This window comes from Streptomyces sp. LHD-70 (genome assembly GCF_031157275.1).
Taxonomy (GTDB): domain Bacteria; phylum Actinomycetota; class Actinomycetes; order Streptomycetales; family Streptomycetaceae; genus Streptomyces.
The window spans coordinates 41,196-67,891 of record NZ_JAVIFW010000032.1 but is presented as its reverse complement, the minus strand read 5'-3'; the positions used below and the strand labels follow the sequence as shown (position 1 = coordinate 67,891).

27 protein-coding genes and 1 pseudogene are annotated in these 26,696 nt (G+C 68.5%); 11 read left to right on the top strand and 17 right to left on the bottom strand.

The window, feature by feature from the left end; all coding sequences use genetic code 11:
- Positions 1 to 316: 316 nt before the first annotated feature.
- Entirely contained in the window at positions 317 to 844 is a 528-nt protein-coding gene (locus tag RCO28_RS36670; protein ID WP_308945708.1) for a hypothetical protein, read from the bottom strand.
- Between RCO28_RS36670 and RCO28_RS36665 the strand changes: the two genes are divergently transcribed.
- The 3 genes from RCO28_RS36665 (at position 806) to RCO28_RS36655 (ending at position 3,480) form a co-directional block, all read left to right on the top strand.
- On the top strand, positions 806 to 1,297 hold the full coding sequence (locus tag RCO28_RS36665) for a hypothetical protein (protein ID WP_308945707.1): 492 nt from the start codon (positions 806 to 808) through the stop codon (positions 1,295 to 1,297). The two genes, RCO28_RS36670 and RCO28_RS36665, sit on opposite strands and share 39 nt — an antisense overlap.
- Positions 1,298 to 1,446: 149 nt before the next feature.
- Entirely contained in the window at positions 1,447 to 1,668 is a 222-nt protein-coding gene (locus RCO28_RS36660; protein WP_308945706.1) for a hypothetical protein, read from the top strand.
- Between the two features lie 147 nt (positions 1,669 to 1,815).
- The gene (locus RCO28_RS36655; protein ID WP_308945705.1) at positions 1,816 to 3,480 is read left to right on the top strand and encodes a protein kinase; all 1,665 of its coding nucleotides are present in this window, start codon (positions 1,816 to 1,818) and stop codon (positions 3,478 to 3,480) included.
- A gap of 201 nt (positions 3,481 to 3,681) precedes the next feature.
- Here RCO28_RS36655 and RCO28_RS36650 read toward each other — a convergent pair whose 3' ends face one another.
- Positions 3,682 to 3,927, bottom strand: a complete 246-nt coding sequence (locus RCO28_RS36650; RefSeq protein WP_308945704.1) for a hypothetical protein — start codon at positions 3,925 to 3,927, stop codon at positions 3,682 to 3,684.
- Between the two features lie 207 nt (positions 3,928 to 4,134).
- Between RCO28_RS36650 and RCO28_RS36645 the strand changes: the two genes are divergently transcribed.
- Positions 4,135 to 4,488, top strand: coding sequence for a hypothetical protein (locus tag RCO28_RS36645; RefSeq protein ID WP_308945703.1), 354 nt, complete (start codon positions 4,135 to 4,137; stop codon positions 4,486 to 4,488).
- Positions 4,485 to 6,347 (top strand): transporter substrate-binding domain-containing protein, encoded by a 1,863-nt coding sequence (locus RCO28_RS36640; RefSeq protein ID WP_308945702.1) that lies wholly within the window; start codon positions 4,485 to 4,487, stop codon positions 6,345 to 6,347. Before RCO28_RS36645 ends, RCO28_RS36640 begins: the two co-directional genes overlap by 4 nt.
- Here the strand turns inward: RCO28_RS36640 and RCO28_RS36635 are convergent.
- Positions 6,313 to 6,747: a type VII secretion system-associated protein gene (locus RCO28_RS36635; protein WP_308945701.1), complete on the bottom strand. Its 435-nt coding sequence runs from the start codon at positions 6,745 to 6,747 to the stop codon at positions 6,313 to 6,315. The two genes, RCO28_RS36640 and RCO28_RS36635, sit on opposite strands and share 35 nt — an antisense overlap.
- A gap of 126 nt (positions 6,748 to 6,873) precedes the next feature.
- Here RCO28_RS36635 and RCO28_RS36630 point away from each other — a divergent pair, with 126 nt between their 5' ends.
- From RCO28_RS36630 to RCO28_RS36620, 3 genes are read left to right on the top strand one after another with little or no spacing between them, the layout of a single operon-like run.
- The gene (locus tag RCO28_RS36630; RefSeq protein ID WP_308945700.1) at positions 6,874 to 7,839 is read left to right on the top strand and encodes a hypothetical protein; all 966 of its coding nucleotides are present in this window, start codon (positions 6,874 to 6,876) and stop codon (positions 7,837 to 7,839) included.
- Positions 7,823 to 9,727 carry a WD40 repeat domain-containing protein gene (locus RCO28_RS36625; protein WP_308945699.1) on the top strand — a complete coding sequence of 635 codons (1,905 nt, stop codon included), beginning with the start codon at positions 7,823 to 7,825 and terminating at the stop codon, positions 9,725 to 9,727. Before RCO28_RS36630 ends, RCO28_RS36625 begins: the two co-directional genes overlap by 17 nt.
- Complete coding sequence (locus RCO28_RS36620) at positions 9,724 to 10,203, top strand: hypothetical protein (protein WP_308945698.1); 480 nt, start codon at positions 9,724 to 9,726, stop codon at positions 10,201 to 10,203. The genes RCO28_RS36625 and RCO28_RS36620 overlap by 4 nt, the downstream gene beginning before the upstream one ends.
- 252 nt (positions 10,204 to 10,455) lie before the next feature.
- On the opposite strand, the gene RCO28_RS36615 is transcribed toward RCO28_RS36620, so the two are convergent.
- The 8 genes from RCO28_RS36615 to RCO28_RS36580 form a co-directional block, all read right to left on the bottom strand.
- Positions 10,456 to 11,616: an MBL fold metallo-hydrolase gene (locus RCO28_RS36615; RefSeq protein WP_308945697.1), complete on the bottom strand. Its 1,161-nt coding sequence runs from the start codon at positions 11,614 to 11,616 to the stop codon at positions 10,456 to 10,458.
- 199 nt (positions 11,617 to 11,815) lie between these two features.
- Positions 11,816 to 12,829, bottom strand: a complete 1,014-nt coding sequence (dmpG, locus tag RCO28_RS36610) for a 4-hydroxy-2-oxovalerate aldolase (protein WP_308945696.1) — start codon at positions 12,827 to 12,829, stop codon at positions 11,816 to 11,818.
- Positions 12,826 to 13,773 carry an acetaldehyde dehydrogenase (acetylating) gene (locus tag RCO28_RS36605; RefSeq protein ID WP_308945695.1) on the bottom strand — a complete coding sequence of 316 codons (948 nt, stop codon included), beginning with the start codon at positions 13,771 to 13,773 and terminating at the stop codon, positions 12,826 to 12,828. Before RCO28_RS36605 ends, dmpG begins: the two co-directional genes overlap by 4 nt.
- A complete protein-coding gene (locus tag RCO28_RS36600) occupies positions 13,770 to 14,624 on the bottom strand; it encodes a fumarylacetoacetate hydrolase family protein (RefSeq protein ID WP_308945694.1) in 855 nt (284 codons plus the stop codon). The genes RCO28_RS36605 and RCO28_RS36600 overlap by 4 nt, the downstream gene beginning before the upstream one ends.
- Positions 14,625 to 14,726: 102 nt before the next feature.
- The gene (locus RCO28_RS36595; protein ID WP_308945693.1) at positions 14,727 to 15,491 is read right to left on the bottom strand and encodes an IclR family transcriptional regulator; all 765 of its coding nucleotides are present in this window, start codon (positions 15,489 to 15,491) and stop codon (positions 14,727 to 14,729) included.
- A 100-nt stretch (positions 15,492 to 15,591) separates the two neighbouring features.
- Positions 15,592 to 16,536: a 3-carboxyethylcatechol 2,3-dioxygenase gene (locus tag RCO28_RS36590; RefSeq protein ID WP_308945692.1), complete on the bottom strand. Its 945-nt coding sequence runs from the start codon at positions 16,534 to 16,536 to the stop codon at positions 15,592 to 15,594.
- Positions 16,533 to 18,269 carry a bifunctional 3-(3-hydroxy-phenyl)propionate/3-hydroxycinnamic acid hydroxylase gene (locus RCO28_RS36585; protein WP_308945691.1) on the bottom strand — a complete coding sequence of 579 codons (1,737 nt, stop codon included), beginning with the start codon at positions 18,267 to 18,269 and terminating at the stop codon, positions 16,533 to 16,535. Before RCO28_RS36585 ends, RCO28_RS36590 begins: the two co-directional genes overlap by 4 nt.
- A 26-nt stretch (positions 18,270 to 18,295) precedes the next feature.
- Entirely contained in the window at positions 18,296 to 19,156 is an 861-nt protein-coding gene (locus tag RCO28_RS36580) for an alpha/beta hydrolase (RefSeq protein ID WP_308945690.1), read from the bottom strand.
- A 178-nt stretch (positions 19,157 to 19,334) separates the two neighbouring features.
- On the opposite strand from RCO28_RS36580, the gene RCO28_RS36575 reads away from it, so the two are divergent.
- The 3 genes and pseudogenes from RCO28_RS36575 to RCO28_RS36565 all read left to right on the top strand — a co-directional run.
- Positions 19,335 to 20,084 carry a helix-turn-helix domain-containing protein gene (locus RCO28_RS36575; protein WP_308945689.1) on the top strand — a complete coding sequence of 250 codons (750 nt, stop codon included), beginning with the start codon at positions 19,335 to 19,337 and terminating at the stop codon, positions 20,082 to 20,084.
- 312 nt (positions 20,085 to 20,396) lie between these two features.
- Positions 20,397 to 21,758: an MFS transporter gene (locus RCO28_RS36570; protein ID WP_308945688.1), complete on the top strand. Its 1,362-nt coding sequence runs from the start codon at positions 20,397 to 20,399 to the stop codon at positions 21,756 to 21,758.
- Positions 21,759 to 22,059: 301 nt separating this feature from the next.
- A pseudogene (locus RCO28_RS36565) lies at positions 22,060 to 22,457 on the top strand (transposase); the annotation flags it as partial.
- Positions 22,458 to 22,465: 8 nt separating this feature from the next.
- Here RCO28_RS36565 and RCO28_RS36560 read toward each other — a convergent pair.
- From RCO28_RS36560 to RCO28_RS36535, 6 genes are all read right to left on the bottom strand, one after another.
- The gene (locus RCO28_RS36560; protein ID WP_308945687.1) at positions 22,466 to 22,741 is read right to left on the bottom strand and encodes a hypothetical protein; all 276 of its coding nucleotides are present in this window, start codon (positions 22,739 to 22,741) and stop codon (positions 22,466 to 22,468) included.
- Positions 22,742 to 22,795: 54 nt separating this feature from the next.
- Entirely contained in the window at positions 22,796 to 22,975 is a 180-nt protein-coding gene (locus RCO28_RS36555; protein ID WP_308945686.1) for a hypothetical protein, read from the bottom strand.
- An 88-nt stretch (positions 22,976 to 23,063) separates the two neighbouring features.
- Positions 23,064 to 23,951: a DMT family transporter gene (locus RCO28_RS36550; RefSeq protein ID WP_308945685.1), complete on the bottom strand. Its 888-nt coding sequence runs from the start codon at positions 23,949 to 23,951 to the stop codon at positions 23,064 to 23,066.
- 56 nt (positions 23,952 to 24,007) lie between these two features.
- A complete protein-coding gene (locus tag RCO28_RS36545) occupies positions 24,008 to 24,817 on the bottom strand; it encodes a glucose 1-dehydrogenase (protein WP_308945684.1) in 810 nt (269 codons plus the stop codon).
- Positions 24,817 to 25,995, bottom strand: coding sequence for a Gfo/Idh/MocA family oxidoreductase (locus RCO28_RS36540; protein ID WP_308945683.1), 1,179 nt, complete (start codon positions 25,993 to 25,995; stop codon positions 24,817 to 24,819). Before RCO28_RS36540 ends, RCO28_RS36545 begins: the two co-directional genes overlap by 1 nt.
- Before the next feature lie 138 nt (positions 25,996 to 26,133).
- Complete coding sequence (locus RCO28_RS36535; RefSeq protein WP_308945682.1) at positions 26,134 to 26,466, bottom strand: hypothetical protein; 333 nt, start codon at positions 26,464 to 26,466, stop codon at positions 26,134 to 26,136.
- Between the last annotated feature and the right edge of the window lie 230 nt (positions 26,467 to 26,696).

The window sequence follows — 26,696 nt, the reverse complement described above, 5'->3', positions numbered from 1 at the left end:
AACACCAGGCCAGAGAGCCCACCATCCCACGGGGAGACGCCACGACTGGTTCTCACCTGACCTGCAACACCCCAGCCCACAACCACCCCGTACCTCAACTCACCCCCACCCCGGTGTCACGAGTGTTTCCGCCTCATCGCAATTCATGTGGCAGTCGTATTCGTCGGGCAGGGTGGTAGCGAGCCATCCCCACGTTTTCACGAATCTCTGTGCCGCATACGCGATTTCCTCTGCGTGGCATTCCGCACAGTATCCGTTGCCTACGTAATCCTCGGGCAGGATACCCGAGCAACTCGCGCAGTGACCGTTTTCGTGGTCAATCACTGGGATCTCCATCGTCGGCCTGGTAGGCGTTGGTGAATGCGATTGCCTCGATATAGAGGCTGTCGAATGCTTCGGCGCTTTCTTCGTCGGTCCTCGCAGTGGCGACGTCGTCGAGGTACTCCGCGACGATCGCGAGGGCCTTCGACGCTTCGGCAGGCACGGGGCAGCGTGGGTCTGCCAACTCCGGGTAGTTCGGGCTGATTTGGTGGCTGTGTGGGCGGGGGAACCAGCGGCGTGCCTCGGTCGTGTCGTACGGGCGCAGGCCCGTGTCGTAGGCGGTGACGTAGTCGCAGGATGCGGTGAACGCATCGTGGGTCGCCATGTCGATCCAGCCCTGGTGGTCGGCGTCGTCCAGCTCGTCGAGCGTGTCGGTGAGGCACGCGAGGGCGTAGGCGGGCTCGGTGACGTAGCCGAGGGTGCCCGAGGGGTCGACGGCCCATTCGGTCACGCCGTCCAAGTCGACGTCGTCGGGGTGGAGTTCATGCCCGGCCGGGCAGACGAACCAGGCGTCGGCACGCACGCCGAACGTCGTCTGGCCGTTGCACTCGCTGCAGGCGATCAGTTCCGACAGGGCTGGGGTTACCACCAGCTCTACCTGGCCGTCGACGGCGCCGGACTGTGGGTGAGCAACGGCCCCGGCCGGAAGGTCATCCCCTGGAGCGGCCTGGCTGCGGTGGCCCTGCATTGGAGCAGCGCGGACACTCCGGCAGGTAAGGACTACTCGCTCGAGGTGTGCCCGGTCGAACCCGCTGACCCTGACGACCCGGTCCTGGGGGCCTTCGTCAAGGACGATGAACCCTTCCGACCGGACCTCCCGCGTCTGCGCTACCGCTTCAAGGCCAACTACCCGTACCGGCAGGACCTGATCGCAGCAGTCCGGCAGTACGCCCAGGACCTCTGGGCCGGTGAGACGGAACGGGAGCCGGGGTACCTGGGGCGTCCGGTGGGTGAGGCGCAGCCGGAGCGGGGCTAGGCCCTACTCCCGCCCTCGGGCCCATACCTGCGCCCTGCTGCGCCCGCCGCCTCGACGTCGCCGGGCGTACGGCGGCGCGCGGTGTCCGGTCGCCGGGCCGGATCGTTGGGGACGTCGTGGAGCGGAGCTGTGTCTGTGAACGGTGCACCATGGCGGGGCCTCCGGGGCGCGGGCGGCATCGTCGGCCGTGCGGCGGGACGCCGTCGCCCGAGGAAGTTCCGGGCCCGGCTGGTCCGCGCGTCCAGCACCGCCGCCCGAGCCCGTCCGACGAGCACGACCAGGACTTGACCCTCGTCGAGGACCAGGCCGCCGCGGTGGTCTCCCTCGCCCAGTGGCGCGCACACCGGACCGACGCACGGTCGTCGGGCTGACGCGCGCGGTCAGGACGACGACCGAGGAGAGGTGCGGGCGCGCGGCCGGCGAGGCCTGGTACCCGGCTCGTGCAACCGCTCCACGTTGGATGACGTGTTGACGGATACTGATCGTCCATACACGTCTGAGTGCCGGGGGGGTGCACGATGGAGCGCGGTGCGGTAATCGCTGACAAGTATCAGCTGACCGAGCGCCTTGGTCGCGGCGGCATGGGCGAGGTGTGGGCGGCCCGAGACCGGGACCTGCGCCGCGACGTGGCGATCAAGTTCGTTCCCAGGACTGAGGACATCCCCGCAGATCTGCTGCACCGTTTCGAGCGAGAGGCGGTCGCGGCCGCGCAGGTCAACCATCCCAACGTCGTCATCCTCTACGAGCGGGGAGCCCACGACGGGCTGTTGTTCCTGGTGATGGAACTCGTCCGCGGGGATTCACTGGCCGAGCGGATGCGGAATGCGAACCCGATGCCGCTGGCAGAGGTGTTACGAATCGGCCTGGAGGTCGCTGCCGCGCTGGTTGCGGCACACCGGGCGCGAGTCGTGCATTACGACATCAAGCCATCGAACGTCATGCTCACCTCGGACGGTCGGATCAAAGTCGTCGACTTTGGCATCGCAGGGTTCACCCACACCCGCACCGCTTTCACCGTCCCCCCGTCCTCCGCTCTCAACCCCGCTGGCACCCTTGAATACGGGGCTCCGGAGCAGTTTCTGGACTCACGCGGCGATGAACGCTCCGACCTCTACGCCCTGGGCAGTGTGCTCTTCGCTCTCCTCGCAGGTCAGCCGCCATTCACTGGGGCCAACGGCTACATCGTCCTCCGCCGCAAGATCGACGAGGAAGCACCCTCGCTGGCCGCCCTACGCCCAGACGTCCCAACTTCCGTAGCGGGCTTGGTCACCGAGCTGCTGCACCGTGACCCCTCCCGACGGCCGGGGACGGCGGAAGCGGTCCACGACCGGCTGACCCTCCTGCTTCACCCCCCTGCTGAGACTGCCCCGAACCCGCGGGGTTCCGGAGAAACGCTGGACATGGCGGACGATCCGGGTGGCCCACGCAGCGCCCCGCCCCGGCCAACACGGAACCCTCCGACCGTGCCACGCCCGCCGGGTGCCCTTCGATACCGGACAGCTGCCGTCCTCGGCGCTCTCATGCTTTTCATTCTGGCCGCCATATTCTATGCGGGGTTTCAGGTCAATGCGGCGGATTCGGTGGAATGGGGACGAATTCACGGCAAGGGGCGCGATGACCTGCGCTGGTTTCAGCAAATGGAGAGCGGTACGCTGAGCGTGCTTGCCTTTTCCGGGCTGTTGCTGGGGGTCTGCTGGCTACTCTGGCTCTCTCGGGTGCGCGATATCGCTGACCATCTGAATCCTGGACAGGTCCGCTACAGCAAAGACATGACTATCGCGTGCTGGTTCATTCCCGTGGTGAATCTCTACGTTCCTAAGCGGATCATCCACGACATCTGGAGCATCGCACTGCCAGCCGATTCCAGGAGTCGAACCAGGCGCATTCAGTTGCCTTCCGTATGGTGGGCGCTCTGGTTGGTCACGCTCCTGACGATGCCGATTTTCTGGTTTCCGTGGACGGAAACACTCTCAACGGGGAAATATCGAATAAACACCTACTCCGAAGGTCTCTGGTTCGCCTTCGAGCCGCTCACGTGGGCAAGCTTGGCCGTACATCTCTGGATTGTCCCCGTAGCCGGCGTCAACGGCTGGTTCGTATACCGCCTGACGAGTTTGCTGGCAGCGAAACTGCGGCGAACCACCCCGGCCACGACCGAACCATCGAGCCCTCTGGCCACGTAGGTCAGCAGATCTGTCTTCTGCGCCTGACGGTCAAGTATCAGCTGAGAAACCACGTGATGTCCTCTGCGTCCGCCCCGGTCCGCAGCAACCACCTGCGTCTTTCCTTCCCGTACTGGTCGACGCGTCCCATACCGCTCGGGCCACCCCCGCACCCCTGACTCAGCGGCCGCGGCCGCTGAGAATGTCGCGTGCACGGTCGACTCAACCCAGGCTGTCAGCCGACCGTGGCGGGGGTCCCGCGTCGCGGAGGCTGTACTCGACGAGGCCGGGATGGTCGATGGCGCCGGTGTAGCGCAGGGCCGCGCCGACGGACAGGCCGAACAGGTCGCAGATACGGCGAGGGTCGCCGCCGGTGGCCTCGGCCTCGTGGAGGAGACGGTCCTCGCGAAGCCGGCTGGTGGGTATGCCGAGCACGTCGTTGATCCAGACGTTGCTGACCGGCTCCACGCCGCAGCCCGTACGGACGGGCCTCCTTCGACCTACTCCCCACCCGCATCCTCACCCAGCCATGAGATTCACGGAACTCCGGTCAGAGCCGTTTTCACAGATCCCTATCACCGTCGGTCCTGTCGTGCGTTTCCTGCCGCGACGGCGGTGCTGTGACAGAGAATGGTCCCGCACTGCCGCAGGGAGTGCACGAGGGAGGAGATCCAGGTGCAGTTAGAGGTATGGGCCGAATCCGCCGCGGAACTGCGGTCTCTGCAGGGCTGGTTGAGGTCGGACCCCGATGTGCGCAGAACTGCCACGGTCGGAGTGCGGGGCAGTGCGCCGCGGCCCGGGGAGATGGGCACGGCGGTGGACGTACTGCAGCTGGTGACGGGGAACGGGTGGAGCGCGGCATCGTTCGTACTGGCCGTGGTCGCGTGGCGGCAGACCCGGCCACGACGGCCGCGGGTGGAGATCCGCCGCGGGGACACCGTCGTCGTCCTCGACGGCGGTACCAGCGACGTGGTCGAGCAGGTGATACGTGCCCTCGACACGGCCCCTGACGAGGGCGGGGGCCGGTGAGCGTACTGCCCGACCCCGCGAGGTCGCGGGCGGTCCTGGTGGGAACGAGCCGGTACGAGCACCTTGAGCAACTGCCGGCCGTCTCCAACAACTTGCAGGCCCTCGCCGACCTCCTGTCGAGCCCGCTGTCCCTGCACCTCCCGCCGCAGCACGTGACCGTCATCGAGAATCCGGCCGCGGCGCACACCGTGCTGCGGGAGGTGAGACAGGCCGCCGCCGAAGCCACCGACACCCTGATCGTCTACTTCGCCGGGCATGGGCTGATCGACCCGCAGGACACGCTCAGTCTGGCCCTGCCGCACACCGAGGTGGGACGGGTGGAGACCGGGCTGCCCTACGACTGGGTCCGCCAGGGCCTCCTTCAGGAATCCCGCGCCGAACGCCACGTCATCATCCTGGACTGCTGCTACAGCGGCCTGGCTCTGGGGCGGATGAGCGCATCTCCCGGACTCGCCGACCAAGCCGTCGTGGAGGGCAGCTTCCTCATCGCGGCCGCTGCCGAGACCCGCACGGCCTTGGCGCCGGTCGGGGACACCTACACCCTGTTCACCCGCGCGCTGCTCGACACGCTGCGGCACGGCATCCCCGGCGGCCCCGCGCTGCTGGATCTGGGGGCCATCTACCGGCATCTGCGTCAGACGCTGGAGCCCCGGGGGCATCCCGTTCCGCAGGCCCGGGACCGTAACACCGGCGCCCAGGTGGCGCTCGGCCGCAATCACGCCGTTCCCCGCAGCTCGCCCGAGAACGCTCCGGTCGGGGCAGCTGCCGCCCGGCCCCTCGTCGACGCGGACAGCCGGCCCCAATCGCAGGGCGCGCCCCCACCGTCCACGTCCACGCCCACCGTGGACAGCCGCTCCGGCACGTCCGTGGATTCTCACGTCCCCGAGCCCGAGAACACCCACCGGAACGGAGCCGACGTCTCAACTCCGGTGCGCGAAGCAGCAGTTCGGAGCAGCAGAAAAGGCAGACACCCGCGCATCGCACTGATCGGCGCCGCCTGCCTCGCTCTCCTTGCCAGCGGCTACCTCGTCTGGGACCCCTTCGGGTACGAGCTGACGGACTCGGAAACGATCCGGGCGGCAAGGGAGGACGGCGAGCTCAAGATCGGGGTCAAGGACAACCAGCCCGGGCTGAGCGACAACACCGGAACGGAAGACTCTCCGAGCTGGGTCGGATTCGACGTGGATTTCGGCAGGAACATCGGCAGAAAGCTGGGATTCGAGAAGGACCAGATCAAATTCATCGAGGTGAACACCGTGGACCGGGAGCATCGCCTGACCAGCACGGACGTCGACATCGTCGTCAGCAGCTACAGCATCACCGATGATCGCGAGAAGAAGGTGGACTTCGCCGGGCCCTACTTCAGGACCGATCAAGGGATGTTGGTCTATACGGAAAGCTTCGAGGGGGACATCGACGAGCCTCAGGACCTCCCCGAAGGAACGGAGGTGTGCACGGTGGGAGAGTCGATTTCCGAGGACGTCATGAAGAAATTCCCGCGCGAAAAGTTCGACCTGAACAATGTCACCAGCTACCAGGAGTGCATCGAGGCTCTCCATGTCAAAGAGGACATCAATGTCATGGTCACAGACCGGCCCATCCTTGCCGGATTCCTGAAGGAGAACCACCTGTTGTCCTTGGTTCGTACCCCAATCGTGGGCAGCGTGACGAACTGGGGCGTCGGCATGAGGAAGGGCGACCCCGCCCTGCGTCACTTCGTGTGCGAGTCCATCGACGAGCAGATCGAGAACGGGACTTGGAAGGAGCTGTACGAAAAGCACCTGAAGAAGGTTCTGGACCCGGAGAATGTGCACCCTTCTGCGCCTACGGAAGAGGTGCGGGAGGAGTACTGCGGCTAAGCCTCGCCCGCAGTTCGGCGGCCGGTACGAGGAGCACGTCCCTGCCGGGCGGGAGCCGGTCGAGGAGGGCGTGGAGGGGCATCGTCACATGCGGGGGCAGCCGGTCGGGGGGCGTCCGTGGCGACACCGGGAAGACGGGGATCGCGAGCGCGCCGCCGGGCGCCCTCGTCCAGGTGGGCTCCCCGTCCTCGGCCACGCGCACGGCGACCGTGCCGGCCTCCGCGAGCGCCTCGGCCACGTCGGCGTCCGGGCCGTAGCCGGTGGCCGCGAGGTGTACGGCGGCGTCGGCATCGGTGACCGGTGGGGCCCAGCCGAGGTCGGCGGGCGAGGGCCGGTAGTCCGGGTTGGCCTCCCACGCGACGACCTCGCCGTGCGCGTCGCTGCGCCAACGGCCGAGCACGGCCCAGGGAGGCGGGGGCGCGTCGTCCGCGCCCTTACCAGCGCTTTTATCCCGGACTCCGGCTAGAGGCAGACGGCGTCTTGCCCGCCACCGCCGAGCTGCTGTCCGAAGTCGTGAACATCCCGCGTGGGCGCTGCCTCCCGTACTGCTCGATACGGCCGCACTTCCGACCCACTGGGTGCGCTGGCGGTCGAACTCCTCAAACTGCCACGCCAGGAACGGTTCGAAACGCCGCCCGCCGGCGGCGTCGAGCAAGTCGTCGCCTGGCTGACCGAGACGGGCCTTGCGGACGCCGTCCACCGGCTCACCGGCAGTGCCACCACCGACCTCCTCGTCGTACTGGACCAGGCCGAGACTCTGCTCGACCTGCCTGAGGGGGACCTCACGGCCCTGTTGTCAGTGCTGTTCCCAGCCCGGCGCACCGCCGGGGTGCGGGTTCTGCTCACCTTGCGCGCCGACTTCGTCGACGCCACCCTCAACCACGAAAACCTCGGCCCGGTCCTGAAGCGAGGTGCCATCCATGCGCTGACCCCGATGACCCGGGAGCAGTTGCACGCGTCATCACCCGCCCCGTGGACCGAATCCCCGGCGTGTCCTACGAACCAGGTCTGGCCCGCCGCATCCTCGAGGATGCCGGCAGTGAGCCTGGCGCTCTTCCTCTTCTCGGCTTCGTCCTACGCCAGTTGTGGGTGGAAACAGTCAGGGGGTCGTCTCAGGGTCGAGGCATACGAAAGGGCCGGCGGCGTCTCCGGCGCACTGAGCAGCCACGCGGAGGAAGCATGGCGGAAGTACGTCCTGCGCGAGACCAAGACCGGCTCCCCAGGCCCCGCGGACCCGCTGGACACAGTGGACCCCGGGGACGCCCCGGATCCCCTTGCCCCCGACGAAGCCGTCACGCATGCCCGGCGCCTCCTCGCCGGACTGGTACGCGTGGTTCCGGACAGCGGCGCCCCCGCGCTACGGCGGGTGCTGACCCGGGCAGAAGCCGGCGAGCAGCAATGGCGCCTGGCCGTACAGCTCGCCGGGAAACACGAGCGTCTACTGGTGCTCCACGGCGCTTCCGGCATGCCTGAAAGTGTGGAACGCACATGAGGCCCTCATCACGGCCTGGCCGGCTCTGGCCAAAGTGGTGCGCGAGGACCGGGACTTCCTCGCCGCGCGCACGGAGTTACAACAGGACCAGGAACGCTGGGCAAGCGCGGAACGGGCTGACGAACTCCTCCCGCGGGGCGCCCAACTTATCTCCCTCGAGACCCGTCTCGCGCGGCGCACCGACGAACTGACGGCGGCTCAGACTGAATTCCTCGACCTCGCAGCCCGGCAACGCGATGCAGTAGAACAACAGCGCCGTGCCCGGCAGCGGCAGATCCGGCTGGCCTGGACGGCCGGCGCGCTCGCTCTCGCTGTCATCGCCGCCTTGGGGGAGTTCTTCATCCAGGAGTCCGAGGTGAGCAAGGAGCGGGCGGCGGAAGGCCGGTCCAGGGCGCTGGCAGTGCAGGCAGACGAGCTGGCCGATACCAATCCTGCCCAGGCCGCTCTGGCCGCGATGGCGGGCTACGACACCTCCCCGACGCAGGAAGCCCGTAACGCATTGTTGTGCCGGTACACCTCGGTCATGGAAAAGGCATGGATCCTGTCGGGCGTGGAGGGAAAGGTCGACAGCGTCGCAATGAGCGGGAACGGCGCGGTGACTCTGGCGACCTCCGACACCCGGCGCGCGACCCTGTTCCTGCGTACGAAGCAGGGCAAGGTGCGTCAGGTCAACCTCCGCCTCCGTCCCAACGTCTTGGAACCCGCAGTCAGCCTGGACGGGCAGCGCATCGCCTATGTGCGCGACGAGGACCGAGCTGTTGTCTGGCACGATGTCAAGCCCACGGCGTCGTACCCGGTGGGACCTGCGCACCTACTCAAAGGTCCTCCGGTAAAGGCCAAGCCGGATGACTTGGGCAACCTACGCAAGCTGATCGATTTCTCGCGGACGTCCCTTTACCTCGTCGAAGCAGCGGCCGATTCCACGACATTCCCGGTACGCATCTGGGATCTGGAGACGGGGCGCTGGCGCGACCTGCCGAAGAAAATCCCCGGGATCGAGTCCATTTGGTTCGGCCCGGACGACACCACGGTGATGGCAATGAGGACCACCTCGTCCCTGATCGAAACGATGGACGCAGTCGACATTCGGACCGGTGCGAGACGGCGTCTGGTCACGGATGGCAAACACAGCGGTGTGTCGGGTGACGGAACCGTGGTCATCACCTGCCATCCAGGGGACATCGAGTCCTCGACCAACGCCCTGTACCAGACGATACGAGTGGCGGACCGGCGAGTCCTACGCAATTACCGCCCTGACAGCACCTCGTGCGAACCCACGGTCCTTGACTCCAAGGGCGACCGGTTTGCCCTGACCGGCGGAGACCCTTGGGAAATCGTCAAGGCCAAGGGCAACGATCGACCACGGAAAGTCATCGCGCCTCCTGGCTTGCTCCCGTCCGATCTCGCTCCGGAACTACCGTTGCTCGGATCCGAACGGGAGCCCGTCCTGGCTATCAAGGACGACATTTCGGTCTCCGGACAAACTCTGGTGAGCACCGATGGAGCCACCGCCTACGGCGTGCCAAGACTACTCGGGGACGGAAGCACGATGATGGTCCGCCTCGGTGAGAACGGCGACTCCTTGCGCGTCATGGAGACCGAGGGCGACAACCGCGACCTGGCCGAAGTGTCCGTCAAGGCCAAGACACCGCCGCCCAAGGAGCAGGTCATCGCGATCAACAGCGCCGAGACACTGATGGCAGATGTGTCGGACAAGAATCGGGTGACGGTTCGTCAACTTCCTTCCTTGCGCCGCGTATCAGAGTTCAAAACAGCCGCCGAACCACCCGTCGTCGACTGGGACCCCACGACCTCTTCTCCCCGCCCGGCGACCCAGGTGAGCTGGAACCCGTTGGCCTCGTCTTCCTGCCCGGTGATCGGCTCGTGACGGTCGTTGGTTCCCGCGTCGAACAGTGGGATACCCGCAAAGGACGACGCCTCTCCTCGATCGACCTGAACGGACTTCGACTTACTTCCCGGAACCGGCCGAAGTACCACGTGACTCGCCACCGCGACCTGGATCTGCTGGCGGTCAGCGTGGAAGGCGAACCGGATCTGCACGCCGTCGACCTGCGGGCAGGCCGGGAGAGGAAAGACCTCCGCATCCGATTCGCCGACAACTTCCTCACCGCGTACTTCCTCAAGGACACGCGCTATATGGCCGTACTGACCTCGGGACGCATCCTGGAACTGTGGTCCGTCGAACCGGGACAACAACCACGTCGAGTGGCAGCCTTCCCCAAGCCACTGCGACCCGGCGAGTGGGCAACGGGCAATCCCAGTGGCGCACACTACTTTCTGGCCGCTGACAGTTCTGTGACCTTCCTGAGAGCAGACGACCCGTCGTATCCATGCTCTCCATGATGGACATCCTTCCGGGGCAGGGCCCCTGATCTCAGATGTCCGTCAAAGCGGAACAAGCTCACTACTACCGCGCACGGGACACCACGCAACACGGCGGGAGCAGCCCATGGCTACGCCGCCAACTCACCCTCGCGCTCTCGTAGGGCTGAGGCGAGCTTGGTGTTGCCGGCGGCGTCGCCATCCCGGTCAACGGTCGTGTCAGCCCTGGCGGTGTAGCCGGTCAGACCCGTCGCTGCGCGGGAACGAGCCGAGTCACCTTCGGCGTTCGCCGATCCCCACCTCGTCGAGGTCGTGTCCGATCACGAGTCGTCCGGAGAATCCGTGCCGGGCCTCGCGCCACACCGAGTCCGGCCTGTTGCCCGGCACCAGGTGGGACAGGACGAGTGTGCGCACCCCGGCACGTTCGGCGACGGGGCCGACGTCCTCGACCGTTGTGTGTGCGTTGAGCAGGTGGTGGAGCGATGCCTCCTGTGCGGGAGTCCGGGGCTCCGGGAACATCGACTCCGGCCAGGTGCGGTCGATGACCTCGTGCACCAGTACGTCCGCGTCCCTGGCCAGGCGCACCAGGTTGTCGCACGGCGCGGTGTCGCCGGAGAAGACGACGGAACCGTCCTCCGTGTCGAAGCGGTAGGCGAGGGCGGGGAAGACAGGAGCGTGGTCGACGAGGGTGCCGGTGACACGGATGCGGTCGTCCTCGTATACGGGGACGGGGGCCATGTCGGGGGCGGGGGCGCCGTTCGGGTCATCGGTAGCCCATGAGGGCAGGACGACGTCCCGGGCATCGACGAACTGGTCGGGGACGGGCTTGCGGCTGTCGCGGGCCCGGTCGTTGAAGTCGGTGGCGTAGGCGCGCACCATCGCCTCCCACATCTCCCGCGTCCCTGGGGTCGGGTTCTCCGGGGCGACCACCGGAGGAGTCGGATCGGGGCCGAACAGCGGGGGCAGTGCACCGCGGTTCCCCGGGCCGATGAGCGGGATGGGCAGGTCGGCACGGGGTATCCCGTTGGACAGCCCTTCGGTCAGCAGGTTGTTCAGATCGACGATGTGGTCGGAGTGCAGGTGCGTCAGGAAGACTCCGGCGAGCTTGTCCAGGGGGCCGCCCAGGTCGTTCTGCCAGCTGCCCAGGCGGGCTTTGCGGAGTTGCCTGCCGACGCCGTCCCCGGCGTCGATCACGTAGTAGCGATCGCCGACGACCAGCGCGGAGGATATGCCCTCACGGTTGCTGTTCGGCCACCACGGGGGGCCGCCGGCCGTGCCCAGCAGGACCAGACGGGTTGTATGGCCGTCAGCCCGCAGCGGTGCCCGGGACGCCTCCGGTTCCTGCGCGTTCCCGCGCGCCTGCGCGGGAGTCGCGCCTACGGCGACGGCCCCGGCGCCCGCGGTGAGGGTAGCGATGAGGGATCGACGCGACAAGCTGCTGGTTGCCGGCGTTCGACGGATGACATCACACACAAAGCGACCTCTCGTTTATGTTTCGCACAGAGACGTGGCAAAGCCCCGAAGTGACGGCACGGAGCCAGGTTCGGAGAGGGCTCGACGGCCGGCTTGCGGATGGACGCCGCTCCGGCGTTGCCGATCGCCGTCCGGGCCCCGGCCGTCACTCTTCCGTGGGTCAGCCGGACTCAGCCAGGCCCAGCGCCACGTCGACGATCATGTCTTCCTGGCCGCCGACGAGACCTCGCTCGCCGACCGCCACCAGGATGGAACGGACGTCGACGCCGTAGCGCTCCGCTGCCGTCTCCGCATGGCGGAGGAAGGAGCCGTACACCCCGGCGTATCCGAGTGTCAGCGTCTCGCGGTCGACGCGGACGGGGCGGTCCTGGAGTGGGCGGACCAGGTCGTCGGCGGCGTCCTGCAGTGCGAACAGGTCGCAGGCGTGGTTCCAGCCGTTGAGGTTCGCGACGGCGATGAATGCCTCCAGCGGGGTGTTGCCCGCGCCCGCGCCCTGGCCGGCGAGCGAGGCGTCGACCCGGGTGACGCCCTCCTCGACGGCGATCATCGAGTTGGCGACCGAGAGGGAGAGGTTCTCGTGCGCGTGGACGCCGATCTCGGTCGCCGGGTCGAGGACGTCCCGGTAGGCGCGGATGCGGTCGCGAACGCCGTCCATCATCAGACGGCCACCGGAGTCGGTGACGTACACGCAGTTCGCTCCGTACGACTCCATCAGCCTGGCCTGGTCCGCGAGGGTCTTCGCGTCGGCCATGTGGCTCATCATCAGGAAGCCGGAGACATCCATGCCCAACTCGCGGGCGGTGGCGATGTGTTGTGCGGAGACATCGGCCTCCGTGCAGTGGGTGGCCACGCGGACGGAGCGCACGCCGAGGGCGTAGGCCTGCTTGAGTTCCTCGATGGTGCCGATGCCGGGCAGCAGCAGCGTGGTGAGGCGGGCGTTCTCGATGTGCGCGGCGGCGGTCTCGATCCACTCCCAGTCGGTGTGGCTGCCGGGACCGTAGTTGAGGGAACCGCCCGCGAGGCCGTCGCCGTGCGAGACCTCGATGCCGTCGACTCCGGCGGCGTCAAGCGCGGCGACGATCGTGCCGAGTTGCTCCGGCTCGATGCGGTGGCGGATGGCGTGCATGCCGTCCCGCAGGGTGACGTCCTGGATGAAGAGCCTGTCGACGGTCATGCGTCCGCTCCCTGGAGTTCGTTGCTGTGAGCGGCCATGGCCTCGGCCATGCGGACGGCCGCGCTGGTCATGATGTCGAGGTTGCCGGCGTAGGCGGGCAGGTAGTGCGCGGCGCCCTCCACTTCGAGGAAGACCGACACCTGGTGGGTGACCGGGTCGGCGGTCAGGGTGTGCACCGGCTGGTCGGCCGGGACCGGCGTGATCTGCACCTGCTGCTTGAGCCGGTAGCCGGGTACGTACGCCGATACCTGCTCGACCATCGCGGCGATGGAGGCGCGGATCGCGTCGTGTGCGGTCTCGTCCGGGGCGTTCACCAGGGCGAGCACCGTGTCACGCATGATCAGCGGCGGCTCGGCCGGGTTCAGGACGATGACGGCCTTGCCGCGCCCCGCGCCGCCCACGGCCTCGATGGCGTGGCTGGTGGTCTCCGTGAACTCGTCGATGTTGGCGCGGGTACCGGGGCCGGCGCTCTTCGACGCGATGGACGCGACGATCTCGGCGTACGGCACCGGGGCGACCCGGGAGATCGCGGCGACGACGGGGATCGTGGCCTGGCCGCCGCAGGTGACCATGTTGACGTTCTCGGCGGCGACGTGCTCGGCGAGGTTGACCGCCGGGATGACCATCGGGCCGATGGCCGCCGGGGTCAGGTCGATGAGCTGCTTGCCGTGCGGGGCGAGCACCGCGGCGTTGGCGACATGCGCCTTGGCGGAGGTGGCGTCGAAGACGATCCCGATGTCTTCGAAGCCGTCCATCCGGACCAGGCCCTCGACACCCTCGGCCGTGACCGGGACGCCGAGCCGCCGGGCGCGGGCCAGGCCGTCGGAGGCGGTGTCGATGCCGACCATCGCGCCCATCTCCAGGGTGTCGGACAGCCGCAGCACCTTGATCATCAGGTCGGTGCCGATGTTGCCCGAGCCGATGATGGCCACCTTGGTCTTCATGCGGAGGCTCCTTCGTCGGAGGCGGTTTCGGGGGCTGCGCCGGACGCGTCCGGCGCAGGGAAGCGGACGGAGACCGAGCCGAGGCCCGTGATGTCGGCGGTGAACGCGTCGCCGGCCTGGGCGACCACCATCGGGCCGAGTGCGCCGGAGAGGACGACTTCACCGGCGCGCAGCGGGGAGCCGACCTCGCGGGCGGTACGGGCCAGCCAGGCCAGTGCGCCCAGCGGGTCGCCGAGGCAGGCCGCGCCGGTGCCGCTGGAGACGGTCTCGCCTGCTCGGGCGAGCGTCATGCGGGCGTCGACCGGCTCGAACTGGGCGAGGGGCCGCTGCGCCCGGCCCAGCACGTACAGGGCGCTCGAACCGTTGTCGGCGACCGTGTCACCGAAGGTGATGTCCCAGTCGGCGATGCGGCTGTCCACGATCTCGAGGGCGGGGCTGGCGTAGGCCACTGCGGCCCGCACCTGCTCGTCGTCGAGCGGGCCCTCGGCGAGGTCCGTCCCGAGGACGAAGGCGATCTCCGCCTCGACCTTCGGCTGGATGAGGCGCCCGGTGGGCACGGGTGCGCCGTCGGTGACCTGCATGTCGTCGAAGAGGACGCCGAAGTCCGGCTGGTCCACGCCGAGTTGGGCCTGTACGGCGGGAGAGGTCAGGCCGATCTTGCGCCCGGTGACGCGGGCGCCGCTCTCCAGGCGGTGCGCGGTGAGCAACTCCTGTACGGCGTAGGCGGACTTCACGTCGTCGGCGCCGATCAGATCGCGTACCGGAGTGCAGGGGGCACGGTCGGCGGAGGCCTGCAGCAAACGCTGTGCGGCCTTGGTCACGGCACCGCTGCCGCGGGGGGTCTCGTTCATGTCTCCAGCTTGGACAATGGGTCCGACCGACGCCCAGGAAAAAGTTCCGTGAGACGGAACTGTCGTCGGAAGTCGGAAGTCGGAAGGGGGCGTTCGGCGGCGTCAGTGCCGGCGCAGCTCTGCTCGCCGCCCGAGCGTGACGCTGATCCCGGCCGCCGCCGCGCGGACGGCCGCGGCGTGCCGGGACGGCTGGAAGCGGTGCACCGGACCGGTGACACTGACGGCGCCGAGGAGTTCGTCCGCCGGGCCGAAGATCCCCGACGCCACGCACACGATGCCGACGGCCGACTCCTCGTACTCGAAGGCGACCCCCGTTGTGGCGACGTCGGCGAGCTGGCGTGCCAGGACGTCGACGTTGGTGATGGTCCTGGGGGCCCGGCGTTCCTTCGGTCCGCGCAGGACGGCCTCGCGGACATCGTCGGGCGCGTGCGCCAGGAGCACCTTCCCGAGGGCCGTCGAGTGCAACGGCATGCGTCCGCCGAGGCGGGAGGGGGAGGCGGCCTGCTGGTGGCCGCCCATCTTCGCCACGTACACCACCTCGGATCCTTCGCGGACCCCCAGGTGGACCAGCTCGTGCGTGCGCACGTACAGGTCCTCCATGAACGGGGTCGCCACCTCAAGCAGGCCCCGTTCGACCGAAGCGCGCATGCCGAGTTCGAAGACGAGCCCGGACAGGCGGTAGCGGCCGTCCACGCGGTCGAGCAGTTTCGCGGCCACGAGATCGCCGAGGACGCGGTGCAGGGTGGCCTTGGGAAACTCCGTGCGGCGTTGGAGTTCGGCGAATCCCAGCGTCGTGTCGTCGACGGTGAACGCCTGGAGGACGGCAAGCGCCTTGGCAAGGACACCGCTGGGGCCGCTCTCGTTCATGCCGGCTCCGCCCTTCTCTGCGGTGGGGAGAATTCGACTGTACGGGGAGCGCCTTGCGGTCCCGGACGGGGATCTGGCCCTCCGGGTCCGGGCGGAGCATTCATGCGGCCGTGCGTGCCGCCATGACGCCGAACCCGGCGATGTACTCCCGGATCGGACGGTAGAACGAGTGCTCCACCTCGTACGGGCCGGCCGCGCCGAGCGCCGCGAACGCGGCCACCCAGGTGCGGACCTCGTGCGCGGAGTTGCCCGCGTCCTCGGCCATCTGACGCGGGGTCATGGCGTCGACAGGAGACAGGTCGCCGGAGGCCAGCGTCGCCATCAGGTTCCGGTCCCATTCGGGGTTGAGGTCGCGGATGGCGGCCGTGCCCGCCGTGAACGCCTTCGCCGTGTCGATGACCCGCTGCTGGCGGGCGTCCCGCGCGGCCGCCGTCGGACGGCGGCCGTTGAGCAGCATCGCGCGTGCGGCTTCGCCGGCGGTGGCCCACTGCGGCACCGGCGGGTCGTGCGACAGTCCGCCCGAACCCACGACGAGGACCCGTTCGTCCTTGAGTGTGGCCAGGAAGCCGCCGATGGTCTCGCCGAGCCTGCGCACGCGCCGCATGGTCACGAACGGCTCGGCGACGCCGTTGACGAAGACCGGGATGGTCGGCACGGTGTCGATGCCGCCGAAGAGGATCTCGAGCGGCTGGATCGCCCCGTGGTCGACCTCCATACGGCGTGAGATGGCCACGTCGACATCGCGTTCGGCGACCCACTGGGCCAGCTTCTCGGCGCGCTCGGCGGGCACGTTCAGCGGCCCTGCGGTGGTGCCGTAGTCTCCGACGCCCAGGGCCTGGTAGCCGATGCAGAACGGTGGCATCAGGTCGTAGAAGAAGCCGTTGTAGTGGTCCGGTGCGAAGGACACGACCAGCGTCGGGTCGTATTCCTCGACGAATGCGCGCGCGGCGGCAAAGGCGCCCTGGACCGCGCCCGCGACCTCGGCGGGCGGCTCGGCGTAATCGAGCAGCGGGCTGTGCGACATCGTGACGAGCGCGAGGGTCATGCCCGTACTCCTTCCTCGGGAGCGGTCGTGGTCTGCGGGGTGAACAGCGAACCGGCTGTGCGGACCGCGGTGAGTGCCTGGGGCGCCTGCCGGGTCAGCGAGGCGGCCGCGACGAAGCGGTCGGGGCGCAGCAGGACGAGGCCGCAGGCGCGCACGTCGAACCAGTCCTTGAGGGCCCCGGAGGTGTCGCCGACGACGGTGACCGGCGCCGGCGAGTCCGCGTACCGCTTCTGCGCCCAGGTGCGCTGGGTCTCCGGCATGAACGAGACCAGCTTGATGCGGTGGCGGCGGACGAGGTCGAGATCGGCGGCGGACAGGAACGCCGTCGGGTCGGTGCCCCACGTCGCGAGGGTCCACCAGTTACCGGTCACGTCGTCGAGGAGGACGTCGGTGGCGTCGGCGGTGCTGACGCGCGGCTGGATGAACTGCAGGCCTACGGGGGAGAGTTCGCCTGCGGAGTCGATGAACGGCGCGAGTCCCCCGGCCCTGCCTTTGAACCCGGCGCGTGCCCGGCCGGGAGTGAGGTCGGCCTGGTCGACGACGACGCCTGCGGCGTAGCGCGGCATCGGCTTGAACCGCAGCTCGGTGAAGTAGGACTTCCACTTCGGGACGGCGTTGAGGGCCGTGGCGGCCACGTCACGGACCTTGCCGCCGAAGCGGCCCATCTTCATGACGGTGCCTGCCGCCATGTTCACGTCGATCATGTCGGCGGCGTGCTTGCGGCGCTCCATGGTGTACGTGTCGAGCAGGGCGTCGTCGGCGTCACCCGCGAGGACGGCGGTGAGCTTCCACGCCAGGTTCGTCGCGTCCCGGATGCCGGAGTTCCAGCCCTGGCCGAGCCAGACCGGCATCAGGTGGGCGGCGTCACCGGCGATGAAGACCCGGCCCTTGCGGAAGTCGGAGGCGACGCGGCCGTGGTGGGTGAACGTGCGCTGGTTGATGACCTTCAGGGCGGAGGGGTCCGGGACGTGCCGGGCGAGCAGTGAGTGCATGAACGCCGGGTCGTCGCACAGGTCGGTCGGCTCGTCGTCGTGGAGCATGAACTCCCAGCGGCGGATGCCCTGCGGCAGGCCGATGGAGACGTACGGGCGACGGGGGTCGGCGCCCAGGTAGACCGAGGGGGTGCCGATCGGGTCGTTCTCGACGTCGACCACGACCCAGCGGGTGGAGGGGGACTTGCCCTCGAAGCTCACTCCCATCCATTTGCGGGTGAAGGAGCTGCCGCCCTCGCAGCCGACGGCGTAGCGGGCGGTCAGTGTGACCGTCTCGACGGTGTCGTCGTCGGCGCCGGGACGTTCCGCGGTCACCACGACGTGGTCGCCGCGGTCCTCGATCCCCACGACCCGGTGCCTGAAGCGCAGCCCGGTGCCGTCGAATCGGTCGAGGCCGGCGGCGAGTTCCCGGTCGACCAGGGGCTGGATGAAGCCGTGCTTGCGGGGGTAGCCGAACTCCTGCGTGCGCGGGTTGTTCGTGGCCAGCACCTGGCCGGTGCCGTTGACCAGGCGCACCACGTGGTGCGGGACCGTGAAGGGCTGGATCTGCTCCCACAGGCCGGCGGTGTGCAGGGTGCGGATCGACTCGTCGTCGAGTCCGACGCCGCGCGGGTAGTCGATCAGCTCGTGCCGGGCCTCGAGGACGGTGGCCCGGTGGCCGCGCACTCCGATGAGGTTGGCCAGGGTGAGGCCCACCGGTCCGGCTCCGATGACGACGACGTCGGTGTCGTAGGTGGTCATGGGTGTTTCCGATCGGGTGAGCAGCGTCAGTTGTGGGACAGGAAGTCGATGACGAGGCGGTTGAACTCCGCGGCGTGCTCGATCATCGCCCAGTGACCGCAGCGGTTGAGCAGCACGAGGCGGGAGTTGGGGATGTCGGCGAGCAGGCGCAGGCTGGTCTCGTAGTGCAGGACGCGGTCGTCCCTGCCGTGGATCAGCAGGGTCGGCGTCTGGATTCCGGGGATCTTGCTGCGGTCCACCTTGATCGGGATCGGGGCGCCGTGCGCGAGACCCTCGACGTAGTTCTTCAGGTGGTCGGGGCGGGCGAGCGCCGCCTCGGAGCGGGCCCGGGTCAGCTCCGGGGTGGCGAAGCGCGCCTTGTCGTACGTCATGATCTCGACGAGTGCCCTCATGTTCTCCGGGCTGGCGTCCTTGTACGCCTTGACCAGCACCTTCAGTCCCTCGCTCGGGCCGTCGGCCGGAGCGAAGAGGGAGGCGGGGCCGCGGCCGAGGGAGGCGCCCATGGTCACGAGGTGCGTGATGCGCTCGGGGTGCAGCGTCGCGAAGCGGACCGCGGTGTGGGCGCCCATCGAGTTGCCGACCAGGGCCGCCTTGTCGAGGCCGAGGGCGTCGAGGTACTCGACGAGGGTCGCGTCGTGGTCCATGTCGGCGGTGGCCTGGGCGTCGGAATCGCCCCAGCCCGGCATGTCGGGTGCGACGACGTGGAAGCCGGCGTCGGCAATCGCGCCGATGTTGCCGGAGAAGTTGGACCAGCCGGTCGCGCCCGGACCGGAGCCGTGCAGCAGTACCACCGGCGTGGCATCGGCTTCGCCCGCCTCGTAGTACCGCAGACGCATGCCTGACGGCAGCGTGATGTCGCGCGATGCGGCTTCCTTGGTGATGGCCATGACCGGGACCCCTCGATGTGGTGCGTTATATGAACGCTAGTGAACGATAGTTGCACAGCGCATGGCTCATGGAACGGGTGCGTCACGGGAATGTCAAGTGATCGAAGCAACACCGAGCGGGCACCGAGCGCGCCGACCGGCATGACGGTGCATCACGGCCCACCCGTAAGCTGCCGGGATGAGCGACGAGCAGGCAGCCCCCACCCCGGCCGGGAGCGACACCGCCAAGGGCCAGGCGCGGCAGGGTGGCACATCGGGCAAAGGTGCGTCCGGATCCCAGACCCTCGCCCGGGGGCTGCTGACGCTCGAGGCCGTCGCCGGTCAGCCGCAGGGGCTGACCGTGCAGGACGTGGCCCAGCGCCTCGGAGTGCACCGCACGATCGCCTACCGGATCCTGGTCACGCTCGCCGATTTCCGCCTGGTCGTGCGGACCTCGGACGGCCGTTACCGCGCAGGATCCGGCATGGTGACGCTGGCCCGGGGGTACGCGGCCGGCATCCGTGAGGCGGCCCTTCCGGTGCTGCGGCGCACCGCCGACGAACTCGGCGCCACGGTCGCACTGATCGCCGCGGAAGGCGACGAGCAGGTCGCGGTCGCGGTCGTCGAGCCCCGGACCGTCAGCCACCACCTCGGATACCGCGTGGGCAGCCGTCACCCCTTGGGGATCGGCGCCGCGGGTCTCGCACTGTCCTCGCTGCGTCTGCCCGCCCCGGGTGAACCGGCCGGCGTCGCCGAGGTGCGCGAGCGCGGATACGCCCGCACGTTCGGCGAGATCGAACCCGGCGCGTACGGCGTCGCCGTGCCGCTGCACACCGCCGACCCCGGCCTGCACCTGTGCGTCAACCTCATCACCACTCGCGAGGACGTGGCCGACGGCGCCGTACCGGCGATGCTGACGGTGGCCGAGGAGCTCTCAGCGCTGGGCTGAGCGACCGGGCCCGCTCGTCCGCCGCATCCGGAGTGCGGCTCCTGATGCGGCGGTATCCGGGGGTGCGACTCCTGATGCGGCGGTATCCGGGGTGCGACTCCTGATGCCCCCTCGGGCGAGCCCCCTATTTGATCGATCATTGCTGAGCCTCTTGACGACGCGCATTCCCCTGCCGGACTGTGTTCGTTATCTACACGCAGTAGTGCGGATTACGCACCATCCGAGGGTGGCGGCCAGGCGATCAGCTACCGGCCGCGTCCACCCGGCGCGTTTCCCCGTCCGCCGTGCGCCGACCCATCTCCGGAGCCACAGATGCCCACCCATGACGCTGCGCGTCGCACTGAATCCCGGCGAATCGCGCTGTCCAGTTTCGTCGGCAGCGCCATCGAGTTCTACGACTTCCTCCTGTACGGAGCCGCCGCCGCGCTCGTCTTCAACGAGCTCTTCTTCACCGATCTCAGTGCCCTCGCCGGAACCATCGCCGCCTTCGGCACCCTTGCCGTGGGCTACGTCGCCCGCCCGCTCGGCGGCATCGTCTTCGGTCACTTCGGCGACCGCGTCGGCCGCAAGTCGATGCTCGTGATGACCATGACGATCATGGCGATCGCCAGCTTCGCCATCGGCCTGCTGCCCACCTACGACGTGATCGGCATCTGGGCACCGGTCCTGCTCGTCGTCTGCCGTCTTGTGCAGGGCATCGCGGTCGGCGGCGAATGGGGCGGCGCGGCCCTGATGGCGATGGAGCACGCGAGCGAGGGCCGGCGCGGGCTGATGGCCTCCTTCGCCAACATGGGCGGCCCGGCCGGCGCCGTGCTCGCCACCGCCGTCTTCGCCGGGTTCTCGGCGCTGCCCGAGGATCAGTTCCTGAGCTGGGGCTGGCGGGTGCCGTTCCTGCTCAGCCTCGGCCTGATGGCCATCGGCCTGTTCATCCGGCTCAAGGTCACCGAGAGCCCGATCTTCGTGGCGGCGCAGCAGCGCGCCGCTCAGGAGCAGAAGGCGGCCAAGCAAGAGGCACCGCTCGTCACCGTTCTGCGCCGCTACCCGAAGAACATCGTGCTGTCCTGCCTGAGCGGCTGTGCCGCACTGGTCATCCAGTCGCTGCTCGCCACCTTCATGCTCACGTACGCGACCGGGGTCGGCTTCGAGCGATCCACGGTGCTCTGGGCCCAGGTCGTCTCCTCGGCACTGCACATCTTCACGATCCCCGCCTTCGCGATGCTCTCGGACCGGATCGGGCGCCGACCGGTCATGATCGCCGGTGCGCTGGCCACCGCGGCGTGCGCGTATCCGCTGTTCGCTCTGGTCAACAGCGGTTCCACGACGCTGCTCTTCGCCGCCTACATCCTGGGCAACCCGATCCTGCAGGCTTCGATGTACGGCCCGATGGCGGCGTTCGTCAGCGAGATGTTCGGTACCAGGGCCCGCTACACCGGGGCCTCGCTCGGCTACCAGCTGGCGACCACACTGGGCGCGGGCACCGCCCCGCTGATCGCCTCCAGCCTTCTGGCGGCGTCGGGAGGCGGAACCAACTCCGGGACGGTCAGCCTCTACATCATCGGTGTGTGCCTGGTCAGTTCGGCCGCGATCGCCCTGACCAGGGAGTCGCATCGCGCCGACATCGGAGAGTCCGCCGAGCCCCGGGCCGAACGGGCCGACGAAGCGGCAACGGCCTGAGCGGTGTGCTACTGCCCCCGGGGCGCCTGGCCGGAGTTCGCCGGACCCAGGCGGAAGCGCCCCCGGGCAGTGGCTCCGCGCCGGAATCACGGCGTACGCAGGCCAGCGCCACTCACCGCGCTCACGATCTCGCCGACCCGCTCCACCAAGGTCGGATGTGACGGCCCGATCCGAAGTGGTCCCGGCCGACTCGGCACCCACACGTAAGGAACTCGTCCAGCGGAGTCCAGGGCATAGGCGCCCACGGTGGTCTCCCGCCCGTCCAGGGCGACGTACAGGTGCATCCGGCCCCTCGCCATCATTGCGCAGGTTCGATCTGGAGCACACCTTCCGGATGATCAAGCAGACGCTGGGCTGGACCCGCCCGAAGCTCCGCACGCCCGCGGCGGCAGACCGGTGGACCTGGCTGATCATCGCCGCCCACACTCAACTCCGCCTCGCCCGGCCCCTGGTCGCCGACCTTCGCCGTCCGTGGGAGAAGCCGGCGGCCCCGGGCCGGCCCACCCCGGCCCGGGTCCGCCGGGGGTTCAGGAACCTCCGCCGAACCTGCCTTGTCCGGCCCGTGCGCCAAAACCCAACCGGCCCGGCCCCGGCAGGCCGCTCGGCTCAAAGAACCGGCGCCCCGCCACCCGCTACGACGTCGGCAAGACCACCAGACGCCCCGAAAGCATCACCGACCGCGACCAGTTCAGACGCTGAACACGGCTTCAGAAGGGCACGACCAACCCGGCTTCTCGCAACCCAAGCAATGCCCTGCCCATGCACTCGGCTGCCGAGGCCCCATCGGCCCTCATCCCACCCTCCAGGGGCCCACCACAGGCTGCGAATGTCCACGCCGGCTGACCGTCACGCATCCGCTCCGCGTCGACCCGGATCATGGCACCTACACCCTGCTCGCCGAGCCATTCCAGGATGAGCATCGTCGCGTCCTCGACGCCGCTGTCCAGATCCACCTCGGGCCGTCGCCCCATTCCCTTGGCCATGGCCACAACCCTACTCAGGGGCTGGATTTGGCCTGTCGCACGCTTTCAGGCGGCTCAGACCACCAGGAGAAACGCGAGCAGCGGCACCATGTGGGCAGCCAGGACGACTCCGAGGTCCCAGGGGTTGCCCGAGGCGTCCAGGACTCCGAATGCCAGGGCCACCGGGGCCATGGAGCTGCCTAGGAGGGAGACCAGCCGACCGGCGAAGAACCAGCGGAACTCTCTCTGTCTCAAGAGGTGAGAGCGCACGCGCGGGAGTCTCCGTCACATTCGAGGTGGTTGGGTCTGGGCTGAGTCCGTCGTCGGTGCCGTCGGCGTTCGGTCAGCTCCTGACGGCTGGCGTCCGGTCGGAGACGACCAGCCAGATGCCCGCGCAGCACACCGCCAGCAGGGCCAGCTCCTGCGCGCCGGGGGCCGGCTCGATGCCGAGAGCCCAGCCGCTGATGCGGACCAGGAACGGTACGACCAGCTGCACCGCAGCCGTGAACAGCGGACCACGCAGCAGGATCAGCCGGTGTTGCACCACATAGGCCGGTGCGTACACGAGCACACCGAGTACGGCGATCCCCAGCCACTGCTCCGCGGCCACCTCGTCCAGGGCGGGCAGCGCCAGGGGCAGCAGCATGACGGTGGCCGGCCCCAGGATCACCGGCAGTGCCGCCAGCGGCGCGACATCGGCCAACCCGCGGCGATAGACGAACCCGTACAGCGCGAAGCCGAGGGTCGCGGCGAACGCCAGTCCAACTCCCGTTGCAAATTGGGCCACTTCAGTCGTCCCGGCCGAAGTGCCGCCGTTCACCATCGCGTAGCCGCATGCCGCCGCGGCCGCCGCCATGGTGCCCACGGCCTTCCGCGCCCCGGCTCGCTCGCGGAAGAACATCACGCCGAGCACGAACGACAGGCACGGCAGGAGGGTCACCACGACGTTGGTGCGCGAGGTGCCGATCAGCGGCATCGCTCCGAGAGTTCCCGCCGCGTAAGCGAAGAACCCGAGGAATCCGAGCAGCACCGCAGTTCCGGGCCGGCGAGCAGCTGCCCGGACGCCGGCCCGTCCGGTGCCGGTCGCCACGGCGACGGCCATCAGAGCCACGAAGCAGAATCCCGTACGACCGGCGGCCACCGCCATGGGCGGCGTGGAGGCGGCCAGTGCGCCGGAGAGTAGCCAGGTACCGGTCAGCAGCACCGCCAGGGCGGCTGAGAGCACCGCCACTGACGACGAGCGTCGCCGCCTGACCGAACGTGGTGGCGCGTCATGCGCGTTGATCGTCAACTCCCCTCCACCGACCGGGCCATGAGGGCGTTGCCGGCCATCAGTGCACCATCGACCCCGAGTACGGAGCCGCTGACCCAGCGGGCGCTGTCGGATGCAAGAAAGCAGACGGATGCCGCGACGTCCTCGGGTTCTCCGATGCGCCCGAGCGGATACCACTGGGTGAGCGCATCGAAGGTGGCAGGGTCCTTGGCGATCTGTTCGTTCCAGGCAGGCGTGCGTATCGTTCCGGGGCTGACGGCGTTGACGCGGATGCCGTGCGCTCCGTACTCGACGGCGAGCGAGCGGGTCAACGACACGAGACCGGCCTTGGCGGCGCTGTAGGAAGGGTGCCCGAAGAACGCGAACGCGTTCACCGACACCACGTTGACGATGACTCCGTCACCGTTCTCCACCATGGTCGGGAGGGCGGATTGTGCGCATCGAACCGCGCCCTTGAGGATCACATCGAGGTCGGTTTCCCATAGTTCCATCCGTGCTTCGTGGAACCTCGGCGGAACTGGGCAGGCCACGATCGCGTTGTTGACGAGCACGTCCACGGCGCCGAACTCTTCGCGTACGGCACCGAAGACGTGGTCCACGCAGTCCCGGTCCGTGACATCCAGATGCCGGGCGAGCGCCACGCCTCCCTCGGCCTGGATCTGCTGGGCAGCCTCCGTCGCGCCCTTCTCGTCGATGTCGGTGACCGCCACAGCGGCGCCTGCGGCAGCGAGCTGGGCAGCCACCACTCGGCCGATTCCGCCCGCGGCACCGGTCACCAACGCCACCCGGCCCGTCAGGTCGAATCGGTCCCGGCGCTCCGCCATCACTTCTTCACCTGTCCGGTGTCGAAGTACTCCAGCAGCTCAGGCTCCAAGGGTGGGACGGCCAGCGTCGCGCCGTGTCCGCGCAGCGAGCGGGTGGCCAGGTCGCCGGCGGCGACCGCCATCCGTGCCGCCACCGGCGAGGTTTCCGTGACCTCGCCGTCTCGCACGAACCGTACGAACTCATCGACACTCATCTCGTCGGCGCCACCATGCCCGCCGACGGCCTCTGGGATGACGTGGGTGGCGTCGCCGTCCGCGTCGTAGTTGCGTCGTCCTGAGTTCCACAGACGGATCACGCCGCCGGGCTCGTCCCCGAAGTTCTCCAGGCGACCGCGGTCACCGATCACTGTGAAGCTGCGCCAGTAGTCCGGCGAGTAGTGGCACTGCTGGTAGGCGGCGAACACCCCGTTGTCGAGGCGGAGGTTGAGCAGCGACAGATCCTCCACGTCGATGACCGGATTCAGTCCCAGCTGGGCGGCGGGAGGCCAGTACTCCCGGCTGAGCCAGTTCTCGGCCTTGGGCTGATTGCCTGATCTGCGCGGCAGATCGCCGTAGACCGTCAGGCCGCCCATCGCTTGGACGGCCTCGGTGTACCCGCCCACTATCCAGTGCAGGGCATCGATGTCGTGCGACGCCTTCTGGAGCAGCAGGCTGTTCACGAAGCCGCGCTCGGCATGCCAGTCCTTGAAGAAGAAGTCGCCACCGTGGCCCACGAAGTGGCGGATCCACACGCTGCGCGGCTGGCCGATCTCACCCCGTGCCACCAGTTTGCGCATGAGGCTCACCAAACCCATGTGCCGCATGTTGTGGCCCACATAGAGCCGGGAGCCCGTCTCGTAGGCGGCCCTGAGGATCAGGTCGGCGTCCTCGGTGGTGGTCGCCATGGGCTTTTCCAGGTAGACGGCCTTGCCCGCGTGCAGTGCGTCGATGGCGATGGGGGTGTGCGTGTGGTCGGGGGTGGAGACGAGGACGGCGTCGATGTCGTCGCGGTCCAGCAGCTTCCGGTAGTCGGTCTCCATCACGTCGGCCCCGAAGTGAGCCGCCTCCTTCTGGAGGACGGTCCGGTCGAGATCGCACAAGGCTGTGACGCGCGAGCCCTGTCCGGGCTCTCGATGGGCGGTGGCTGCGAGGCTGCGCCGCAGCCCCAGGCCTATGGCTCCGATACGAAGATCGTTCATTGCGTGCTTCGACTCCTGCCTTGAGTTGCCGAGCCCTGAACAGTCAACATGCTTACATATGCATGAAGTTGACTGCAAGGCGGCGCAATAAATCAAAATTCTCCATCAGGGTCGGCCCGGATGTGCGGCCGCCGGAGATCAGAGCGCCGCGAACGCCGCATCGACGGCCGCGCAGGCGCGCTCGGTGTCGGCGTCGTCCAGCACCGAGGAGACGAACCAACAGGCCAGCGGGTGAGGAATCGCCCTCGCGGAAGACGACTTGGAACATCGCACCGACGCCCTGCACGACGCACGGAACTCGGTGGTCTCAAGGGACACCCTGTGAATCGCCTCCATGCCCCTGTGCCCGGCTGCGTCGATCCGCCTGTGGACTTCGAGGTCGGCCAGATGCCTCAGGGGCACGAGGGCGGCGGTGGCGCACAGAGGGGACAGCGAGGTCGGGAACGACGCCGAAGTGGGGCTGTGCGCCACCCGCTCCGGGATAACGAGGTATGCGCAAACATGTACACAGCGCTGCCATTTCAATCATCATGATGCATACACTGCCCCTATTGGCGCAGTCCTGCCGCAGGGGTGTCTGCACAGCTCGATACCCATCGGCGCTCATCACATGACAGAAGTTGTTTGAAAGTGCTTTACACCTGAGCCCAACCCAGCAAAGCTGCGCATGAAACAACAGGATCGCGCATCCGCGCAGCCAC